This is a genomic window from Flavobacterium sp. (assembly GCF_040383245.1).
Lineage (GTDB): Bacteria > Bacteroidota > Bacteroidia > Flavobacteriales > Flavobacteriaceae > Flavobacterium.
This window is the reverse complement of the sequence record NZ_JBEIDX010000002.1, coordinates 196732-207196: the sequence shown is the minus strand read 5'-3', so window position 1 is coordinate 207196 and position 10465 is coordinate 196732. Positions and strand designations below refer to the sequence as shown.

The window sequence follows — 10465 nt, the reverse complement described above, 5'->3', positions numbered from 1 at the left end:
TTTTAATAGAAATTATGGGTATAACGTATGTTTTTTTAATTAAAAAACTTCACTAAAACCTTCACTAAAAAAATTAAAATAGTTGTAATTCATTAAAATTCAATACATTACAAATACATACTATATTATGTTTCATAAAGAGGGAGCCAAGATTATTCTTATTTCCACATTCATTTTTACCGTTTTATTATTAGGAACTCCATACCTAACAGATAATCCGTGGATACTAAAACCAGTACAGCTTTTTTTATTGGCATTTTTGGTAATCATTTTACAATTTTTTAGAAATCCGAATCGTGTTTTAGTTCCAAACGATCAGCATGTTTATGCTCCTGTTGATGGTAAAGTTGTGGTTATTGAAGAAGTTTTCGAGCCAGAATATTTTAAAGATAAACGAATTCAGGTTTCTATTTTCATGTCGCCTATTAATGTGCATGTTACCCGATATGCAATTGGAGGAAAAGTAAGATATAGCAAATACCATCCAGGAAAATATTTAGTTGCTTGGCATCCAAAGGCGAGTACTGAAAACGAAAGAACTACTGTAGTTATTGAAAATAGAGTTTTTGGAGAAATCCTATACCGTCAAATAGCAGGCGCATTAGCAAAAAGAATTGTAAACTATGCAGAAGAAGGAACATTCGTTCGTCAAGGTGAAGATGCCGGTTTTATTAAATTTGGTTCAAGAGTAGATTTATATTTTCCTTTAGGAACGAATATTAATGTTACTTTAAACCAAAAAGCAGTTGGAAACAAAACCATAATTGCAACAAAATAAATGTCAGAAAAAGACTTAGAAACAAGATTTGAAGAAGCAGTTGAATTAGCTAATGGCATGTCTCAAGAATCCCTACCTCAAGATGTGCAGTTGCGTCTTTATGCCTTATACAAACAGTCTACCCACGGAACTATTACCAACCGAATTTACCCAGTTTATGATTTAAGAAATGCATTTAAAATGAATGCTTGGATGCAAATAAGCCACCTAAGTGAAGACGAATGCAAAGAATTATATATTGAAGCAATATTATCAATAGCAAAGAAAAAATAGATACATGAAAAAAATAACTCTCCTTTTATTTTGTGCTCTATTGATTATTTCAACAGGGGCTTGCAAAAGAAAAAAATATACAGAAGTGGTAGAAGTACCTTTACCATCAGTAGAAGAAAATTTAACTTTAGGATCTCCAGATGATGTAAAAGCAGAATCGGGAGCGTTTGAACTTGTAGAAATGCCATTTACATATGATGCGTTGGCACCAAATTTAGATGCGCAAACTATGGAAATTCACTATTCAAGACAATATTTAACCTACACAAATAATTTAAATAAAGCGCTAAAAGAGTCTGAATCTGAAAATACTCCAATTGAAGATCTATTGAAAAAATTAGATTTATCAAATTCCAATTTAAGAAATAATCTAGGCGGATATTATAATCACAGCTTGTATTTTGAAATACTAACTCCAAAAGGTGGTGGTGCCCCAGCAGATACACTTGCAAGTGCCATAAACAGAGATTTTGGTTCATTTGATGAATTCAAAACTCAATTTAAAGATGCTGCCAATAAACAATTTGGATCAGGATGGGCATGGCTTGTTGTAGATTCATCTGGTAAACTTCAAATTACAAATTCTCAAAATCAAGACAATCCGTTAATGCCAAGAGCTGAAATTTCAGGCACACCAATACTTGGAATCGATTTATGGGAGCATGCTTATTATTTGAATTATCAAAATAATAGAAAAAAATATATCGAAAATTTCTTCAAATTAATTAACTGGAAAAAAGTGGAAGAAAACTTTGAAAGCGCCCTTTCTAAATAAAAACACTAATACCAAAACAATTCATTACCATGCATTTTATTACTAATAAACGAGTTTTATTTTTACAAATTTTCATTACACTTATAACTGCAGTTTCATCTGGACAAGAAAAAAATCTTAAAAATATTCAGAAACTAACTTTTGGAGGTGACAATGCAGAAGCTTATTTTAGTCCGAATAGCTCGTTACTTACACTTCAAATTAACAATCCAAAAATGGGAATGTCTTGCGACCAAATCTATATGTTGGATTTGCAAAACACACCCTACTCTACTGATAAATTAAAACAAATATCATCTGGTAAAGGAAGAACTACATGTTCTTATTTCATGCCAGATGGAAAGCATATTATTTATGCTTCAACTTTTGCAGCAAATGAGGCTTGTCCTCCTGCACCAAAGCCGCGTGACGGGAAATATCTTTGGGCAGTATATCCTGAATTTGAAATCTACATGGCTGATTTAGATGGTAAAATTGTTAAACAATTAACCAATTCACCAGGTTACGATGCTGAGGCAGTAGTTTCTCCTGACGGTAAGAAAATTGCGTTTACCTCTACTCGATCTGGAGATTTAGAGTTATGGACCATGGATATTGACGGAACAAATTTGAAACAAGTTACCAACGGATTGGGTTATGATGGAGGAAGTTTCTTTTCACACGATAGCAAGAAATTAGTTTTCCGTTCTTCTCGCCCAAAAACAGCTGCAGAAATTGCTGATTACAAAGCATTATTGAATGATAATGTGGTGGCTCCAACTGAAATGGAAATTTACACTTGCAATGTAGATGGAACAGATATTAAACAAATTACTCATTTGGGTAAAGCAAATTGGGCTCCCTTTTTCCATCCTTCTGATAAAAAAATAATTTTTTCATCAAACCATCATTCTACAAGAGGTTATGATTTTCAATTGTATATGATTGATATTGATGGAACTAATTTAAAACAAATTACATGGGAGAGCGAGTTTAATGCATTCCCTATGTTCTCTCCAGATGGAAAAAAATTAGTTTGGTCAAGTAACAGACAACAAACGGCTGCAAGAGAAACCAATGTATTTATTGCAGATTGGGTAGATTTAGACGAAACTGAAAATGCAAAACCAGAGTCATTAAAAAAACACATTTCTTATTTAGCTTCTGATGAATTAAAAGGTAGGTTAACTGGATCTGAAGGTGAACAAAAAGCTGCAGATTACATCACAAAACAATTCAAATCATTAGGTTTAAAACCATACGATGGTAAAAATTACATTCAAAAATTTGATTACACCATTCGTTTAAATCCGCACGATACAACTAATGCAAGTAGTGTTGCGAATACCGGTAGAAATGTGATTGCCTATTTAGATAATAAAGCTGCAAAAACAATTGTAATTGGTGCACACTATGATCATTTGGGTTTAAATGAACATAATAATTCTACCAAAGTAAATTCAAAAGGCGAAATCCACAATGGAGCTGATGACAATGCATCGGGAGTTTCTGGAGTTATAGAATTAGCTAGAATGTTTAGCAAAAACAAAACCACAGAAAAAGTAAATTACATTTTCGCATTATTTTCTGGTGAAGAAGACGGTTTAATTGGTTCTAAACACATGGCAGAAACTTTGAAAGAAAAATATCCAAATGTAGAAGCCATGATTAACATGGATATGATCGGAAGATTAAATGATAAAAAAGAACTTCTAATTGGCGGTGTTGGAACCGCAGCAGATTTTAAAAATATTGTTGAAAAAAATAAGCCAGCCGGATTTAATATCACACAAGAAGAAAGCGGAATTGGCCCAACAGATCACACTTCATTTTACTTAAAAGATATTTCGGTTTTAAATTTCTTTACGGGTACGCATACCGATTACCATAAGCCAAGTGATGACGAAGACAAAATTAATTACACTGGTGTAACAAATATTGTCAACTATGTATTTAGAGTTGCTAATGATATTGCCGATTTAGAAACAGTGGCTTTTATCAAAACTAAAAACAATGCAGGAAAAACAAGACCAAAATACAAAGTAACAATGGGGATTATGCCTGATTACACAGAACATCCTGATGGTTTACATGTAGATGGAGTTACCGATAACAGACCAGCGCAACTTGCCGGAATTAAAGAAGGAGATGTGATTACAAAAATTGGCACTTCCGAAATTAAAGAAGTTTATAGTTATATGGAGGCCCTAGCTAAAATAACTCCTGGCGAAGAGTTGGAAGTTGTTTTTATAAGAGATGGCGAAACCAAAACAGTTAAAGTTAAATTTGAATAATAAAAATCAAACATAAAAAAATCCCCAAGTACAACTTGGGGATTTTTTAATTATATCAAATAGAATAATCTTTCTTTATTTCTTTAATTGCTTTATTTATTTGCAATTTTATGCTTTCAAAAGTTGCAGCGATTTCTTTTCTTTTACCTTTTAAGTGACACCAAGATTCAATTAATATAATATCATCGTGTGCAATCAACATTCCGAATAACTCCAAGGAAGGCTTAATTTTATGAGCAAATAAAAAGGCATTCGCATGATCTTTCTCCTTAATTGCAAGTTCCAATTCTTTTAAATCTTTAGGGATTTCAGCAACAAATATTCGTGCGATTTTCAATACAAAATCGGTGTCGCCATCAGCAAGGGCAAAAACTTTAGCAAGATTATAATTTATAGCCATTATTTAACTTGGATTCTAAATGATTTTTTATCTTCTAAATAGCCTTCTAATATATCGTTAGGCTTAACCGCAGCAACACCTTCTGGAGTTCCTGTAAAAATAATATCTCCTTTTTTCAAAGTAAAATATTCAGAAACATGAGAAATCAATTCATCAATTTTCCAAATCATGTGTTTGGTATTTCCGAGTTGAACAATTTCTCCGTTTTTCACCAATTTAAATTCGAGATCTTCTAATGATTTAGAATCACTTTTAGGATAAAATTCTCCTATTACTGCCGATCCATCAAAAGACTTTGCTTTTTCCCAAGGCAATCCTTTTTCTTTTAATTTGGCTTGCAAATCGCGAGCTGTAAAATCAATCCCTAATCCAATTTCATCATAATAATTAGATGCAAATTTTGGCTCAATATACTTCCCAACTTTATTAATTTTAACAAGTAGCTCAACTTCATGATGTACATCGTCAGTAAATTCGGGAATTACAAACGGATGCTGTTTTAGCAAAATGGAAGAATCGGGCTTTAAGAATACAACAGGTTCGTCTGGACGATCATTATTAAGCTCTTCGATGTGCTTGACATAGTTTCTACCGATGCAAATTATTTTCATATTGGGACAAATCTAATTTAAATTAGCCTTTGGTATTTAGCTTTCTTAATTTGATGCTCGTTAGCACCTTTTTGGTATACAAAGGAAAATCGGCTCCTTGAATCCAACCGTAATAACCGGGTTCTTTTTCTAATACTTCTTCAACTAACTGGCCTTTGTTTTTTCCGAAAGTAAATATTTCTTTTCCCTCATTATTTAAAGCAATAAATCCAGCAAAATCAACAGATTTTTTTCTAGTTGTAAATTCAGATAACCATTTGGTATCGTTTTGTAAATCATCATAACGATCCAATTGTGCTTTAAGCACCTCATAAGTGGCCATGGTATCCGCTTCGGCAGAATGGGCATTCTCTAAACTTCCGTTACAATAAAATTTATAAGCAGCACTCAGAGTTCGTTCTTCTTTTTTATGAAAAATGGTTTGCACATCAACAGAAACTCTATTTTTCATGTCAAAATCTAGTCCGGCTCTCAATAATTCTTCTGCCAATAATGGAATGTCAAATCGATCGGAATTAAATCCTCCCAAATCGGAGTCTTTAATCATATTATGTACTTGGGATGCCAACTCGTTAAAAGTAGGCTCGTTAGCAATTTTTTCATTCGTAATTCCGTGTACTGCAGAAGCCTGAGCCGGAATTGGAATTGTAGGATTTACTAACCATGTTTTGCTTTCGGTAGTTCCATTTGGAAATACTTTAAAAATGGATATTTCTACAATTCTATCTTTGGAAACATCTATTCCTGTGGTCTCTAAATCGAAAAAACAAATTGGTCGGTTTAATTTTAATTCCATTGGTTATTATTTGAAAGCAAATATAAAATATTGTACTTGTTGGCAATCCATTTTCGGGTATTATTTTGCAAATAAAAAACCCTTTCTTTTAGAAAGGGTTTTTTAAAATATATTTAATTCATTTATTAATATTCTCTGTTTGCATCAAATGCTTCCAAGTATTCTGCAACGCGTTTTACAAAGCTACCACCCAATGCGCCATCAACAACACGGTGATCGTAACTGTGTGATAAGAACATCTTTTGACGGATTCCAATAAAATCACCTTCTGGAGTTTCGATAACTGCAGGCACTTTACGGATAGCTCCAAGAGCAAGAATTCCCACTTGTGGTTGGTTGATAATTGGCGTTCCAAACACCGATCCAAAAGTTCCAACATTAGTAACCGTATACGTACCTCCTTGGGTATCGTCTGGTTTTAATTTTCCGGCTTTAGCTCGGTTACCTAAGTCATTAACGGCTTTGGCCATTCCTACCAAATTCAATTGATCTGCATTTTTAATTACCGGAACAATAAGATTACCGTTTGGTAATGCTGCAGCCATTCCTAAATTGATATTTTTTCTTTTAATAATAAAATCGCCATCCACAGAAATATTCATCCCTGGAAAATCTTTTAATGCTTTTGCTACTGCTTCCATAAAAATTGGAGTGAAAGTCAATTTCTCTCCTTCGCGCTTTTCAAAAGCAGTCTTAACTTTATCTCTCCATTTCACAATGTTAGTTACATCCACTTCAATAAACGACTGCACATGAGCAGAAGTTTGAACAGAAGCAACCATATATCCTGAAATAAGTTTTCGCATTCTATCCATTTCCACAATTTCATCACCTCCATTTACAGAAACGGGTTGTGAAGTTTGGTTAGCAGGTTTTGATTCTTGGGAACTAGGTTTAGAAGTTGAAGCTACTGCTCCAGATTTTCTGCTTTCAATATATTTTAATATATCTTCTTTAGTAACTCGTCCTTCTTTTCCAGATCCTGAAATACTTTCCAATTCAGCTATTGAAACCCCTTCTTCTTTAGCAATATTTTTTACTAATGGCGAAAAGAATTTATCTGAATGTGAAAAATCTACATCTTTAGCTGCTTCAATAGGCTTAGAAACTTCTTTAATAATTTCTTCCGAAACTTCTTCTTTGGCAGCAACAGGGGTAGCAACAGCTTCAACAGCTGGAGCACTACCACCTTCTGTTTCAATGATGGCAATAGTTTGACCTACTTTAACTACATCATTAACTTGAAACAATATCTCAACTAAAGTCCCAGATACTTCACTTGGCACTTCGCTATCTACTTTATCTGTAGCAATTTCTAGAACTGCTTCATCAGCTGCAATAGATTCACCCACATTTTTTAACCAGTTGGTAATTGTTGCTTCTGCAACACTCTCTCCCATTTTGGGTAATTTCAATTCGAACTTTGCCATATCTTTAAACTAAAGTTGTATATCGTTGTTTGGTTTGCAAAATTAATGATTATTTTCAGGTATAATCAAGAATTATATAATTTTTACCTATTATTTTTTATTCTAAAACTAGTACTTCCCCTCGATCATTACTGTTGTTACTTCCAATAATAAAAGTCGCATTAGAAGAAATTAATTTAAATGTGTGATTTTTACCTTTATTATCTTCCATAAAGTGAATTGCTTTTTTGCAAGAAATTGTGGATAAATCCAATATAAATTCGGTCTTGATAGACGGATCTAAAACTTCTGTAAATTTTGGTCCAAATTTACTTTCAAAATCCTTTATCAACGACTCTTTATTGGGATTTTCAGTAACTAAAAAATAAGCATCCGGCTGAATTTTTTCTGTTACATTACCTTGGAATCTTTTGAAAAATGAAAACAAAACAATTCCTATTTTCATAAAAAAAGAAAAGAAAAAAGAAACCTTAAAATGTTTTCTATAAAAGAAATTCATAGCTTCTTGAAAACGCTTCATATAAGTTCCGTCTCGAACAGTGCTTTCTCCTTTAAAATGAATTACCGTTGTATCATGAAAATAATAATTATATTTTCCTTCTTGCAACACCAAGTAACTTAAATCAATATCATCGGAATACATAAAACAATTTTCATCAAATCCTCCAATTTTGGTATACAAATCCCGTTTCATAACCATAAAAGCTCCTACAAGAATTTCGACTTTCCCTGATTGATCTTTAGATAAATGCTGAGCATAATATTTGCCAAATAAATTGGAAATTTTATACAATCCAAAAATCTTAGTAAACGAAACCCAAGGTGTCGGAATTCCACGCTTGCTTTCAGGTAAAAAGTTTCCGGCTCCATCTATTAATTTGCAGCCAATAATTCCGGTTTCTGGTGTCCAATTAATTGGATTTAAAATCATGGAAAAGGTGTCTTCGGCAACAATAGTATCCGGATTTAGGATGCAAATGTATTCTCCTTTGGCTTGAGAAACTCCAATATTATTCCCTTTTGGAAAACCTAAATTCTCTGTGTTTGCTATCAATTTCACCTCCGGAAAAAGTTGCTGCATCATGGCACAACTATCGTCTGAAGAATTATTATCAATAACAATTATTTCACCATCAATTCCTTCAAGTGCTTTTTGAACACTTAAAACGCATTGCTCTAAAAAATAGCGCACATTATAATTAAGGATGATTACAGATAATTGCATAGCTTAATTATAGCTTATAAATAAAACTTCCGCTTGAAGATAAATTAACTTTTATTTTCCCTATTCCTTTAACTACTTGCAACTGATTTACACCTCCATACAATTGATCGGTTACTTTATAAATTCCGTCTTTAAGTTTCCATTTTGTAATAATAGCTGCCGGAATAATAAGATTAATATCAGCCTCTTTATCTTTTGAAAAATTCACTGCAATGATTAATTTTTCCTTTACAGACCAACGAACGAAAGCGTATTTACTTTCATCGTAGTTCAAAGTTTCTTTTCTATTTATAGTTTGAATCTCTTCAAACTGCCCCATTAACCCATCACTTTTAAGAGTGAAATTCAATAATCGTTTATAAAAATCTCTAAGTTCTTTTTCTTTATCAGATAATAAACCTCCGTCAAATTTACCACCATTCATCCACTTTTGATGGTTTGGCACACCTACATAATCAAAAATAGAAGTTCTTGAATGTGTTCCAAAACCGCCGTTTTCGTTTCCAGCTTCACCCACTTCTTGACCAAAATACAACATTGTTGGAGCAGATCCAATTGTAGCCGAAACTACCATTAATGGCTTACCATATTCTCCACTACCCGCAAATTCTGGGCTCGCCAATCTTTGTTCATCATGATTATCTAAAAAATGAAGCATATGACTTTCAATATCAGCCATACTATTTTGAATATTTGTAAGTCCATCAGCGCTCGATTTACCTTGAACTACTTCTTTCAACTTATCATAAGTCGCTACTTTATCATACAAATAATCCATTTTGCCAAGGTAAATGTAATTTCTATATTCGTTAGGATTGTATACTTCTGCCATTAAAAAAGCATCAGGATTTTTCATTTTAATAGCTGAATTCATGTAACTCCAAAATTCATACGGCACCATTTCGGCCATGTCATATCGAAAACCATCTACACCTTTGGCGGTCCAGAACAAGGCTATATCACGAAATTTTTTCCAAGAACTTGGAACATCTTTATTTTTCCAGAATTCAAAATGCTCATTGTATGATTTCTTATCAAATCCTTTTGGTAATTCGGGAAAATCTTTAGTACCATCAGGACGAACACCATAATTCACTTTTACGGTTTCATACCAATCGTTTATATCTGGCTTTGCTAAACGAGATCCGTTACCGGTCCATTTTGCTGGATTTTCATCAAATTTTCCATCAATTAATGGATGTTCTTCTCCATTTAAAGGCTTATATGAATCGGATGTTGGAACTTGAAAAGGTTGCCCCGGAATGTAATAAAAGTTGTTATTTTTATCATATTCTACACCGGTATTATCATCGGCACCAAAATCACGAACACCCTTTGGATTGTTTAAACCAACGTATTTACGAGCTATGTGATTGGGAACAATATCAATAATAACTTTTAAACCATTTTTATGGGAACGCGCAATAAGTGCTTCAAATTCTTCCATTCGTTTAGAAGGATCCACAGCCAAATCAGGGTTTACACTGTAATAATCTTTCACCGCATAGGGTGAACCTGCGCGACCTTTAACCACTTCGGGATCATCATTAGAAATTCCGTATTTTGTATAATCGTTAACCAAGGCATGATGCGGCACACCGGTATACCAAATATGAGTCACTCCAAGATTTTTAATTTCCGTTAAGGCTTTATCGGTAAAATCATTAAATTTTCCAACCCCATTTTCAGCTATTGTTCCCCAAGGTTTATTGGTTGTGTTTTTATTTCCAAATAATCTGGTAAATACTTGATAAACCACTTTTTTTTTCTCAACTGCAATTACTTTCTGTTGGGATTTCGTAACTGACTTTTTTGTTTGAGCATTTGCTGTTAAAGCAAATCCAATAAATACAAGTAACGCTATTCTTTTCATAAGGGTTTATCATTAGTGGACACAAGTCACA

At 33.1% G+C, this 10465-nt stretch carries 10 protein-coding genes; 4 read left to right on the top strand and 6 right to left on the bottom strand.

Features of this window, described 5'->3' with window-relative positions:
- Window positions 1-127: 127 nt before the first annotated feature.
- Genes ABWO08_RS01965 through ABWO08_RS01950 form a run of 4 tightly spaced genes read left to right on the top strand, consistent with a single transcriptional unit; the run spans window position 128 to window position 4099 of the window.
- A complete protein-coding gene (locus tag ABWO08_RS01965) occupies window positions 128-778 on the top strand; it encodes a phosphatidylserine decarboxylase family protein (protein WP_353083371.1) in 651 nt (216 codons plus the stop codon).
- Window positions 779-1051 carry an acyl-CoA-binding protein gene (locus tag ABWO08_RS01960; RefSeq protein ID WP_353083370.1) on the top strand — a complete coding sequence of 91 codons (273 nt, stop codon included), beginning with the start codon at window positions 779-781 and terminating at the stop codon, window positions 1049-1051. It abuts the gene before it with no gap.
- Between the two features lie 4 nt (window positions 1052-1055).
- Window positions 1056-1826, top strand: a complete 771-nt coding sequence (locus tag ABWO08_RS01955; protein WP_353083369.1) for a superoxide dismutase — start codon at window positions 1056-1058, stop codon at window positions 1824-1826.
- 29 nt (window positions 1827-1855) lie between these two features.
- Complete coding sequence (locus ABWO08_RS01950) at window positions 1856-4099, top strand: M20/M25/M40 family metallo-hydrolase (protein ID WP_353083368.1); 2244 nt, start codon at window positions 1856-1858, stop codon at window positions 4097-4099.
- A 55-nt stretch (window positions 4100-4154) separates the two neighbouring features.
- Here the strand turns inward: ABWO08_RS01950 and ABWO08_RS01945 are convergent, their stop codons facing one another.
- From ABWO08_RS01945 to ABWO08_RS01920, 6 genes are all read right to left on the bottom strand, one after another.
- Complete coding sequence (locus ABWO08_RS01945; RefSeq protein ID WP_353083367.1) at window positions 4155-4499, bottom strand: Hpt domain-containing protein; 345 nt, start codon at window positions 4497-4499, stop codon at window positions 4155-4157.
- Window positions 4499-5110: a fumarylacetoacetate hydrolase family protein gene (locus ABWO08_RS01940; protein WP_353083366.1), complete on the bottom strand. Its 612-nt coding sequence runs from the start codon at window positions 5108-5110 to the stop codon at window positions 4499-4501. The genes ABWO08_RS01945 and ABWO08_RS01940 overlap by 1 nt, the downstream gene beginning before the upstream one ends.
- 22 nt (window positions 5111-5132) lie before the next feature.
- The gene (locus ABWO08_RS01935) at window positions 5133-5906 is read right to left on the bottom strand and encodes an exonuclease domain-containing protein (RefSeq protein ID WP_353083365.1); all 774 of its coding nucleotides are present in this window, start codon (window positions 5904-5906) and stop codon (window positions 5133-5135) included.
- A gap of 125 nt (window positions 5907-6031) precedes the next feature.
- Window positions 6032-7336: a dihydrolipoamide acetyltransferase family protein gene (locus ABWO08_RS01930; protein ID WP_353083364.1), complete on the bottom strand. Its 1305-nt coding sequence runs from the start codon at window positions 7334-7336 to the stop codon at window positions 6032-6034.
- A gap of 97 nt (window positions 7337-7433) precedes the next feature.
- Window positions 7434-8561, bottom strand: coding sequence for a glycosyltransferase family 2 protein (locus tag ABWO08_RS01925; protein ID WP_353083363.1), 1128 nt, complete (start codon window positions 8559-8561; stop codon window positions 7434-7436).
- Between the two features lie 7 nt (window positions 8562-8568).
- Window positions 8569-10434: an alpha-amylase family protein gene (locus tag ABWO08_RS01920; RefSeq protein WP_353083362.1), complete on the bottom strand. Its 1866-nt coding sequence runs from the start codon at window positions 10432-10434 to the stop codon at window positions 8569-8571.
- Window positions 10435-10465: the final 31 nt, after the last annotated feature.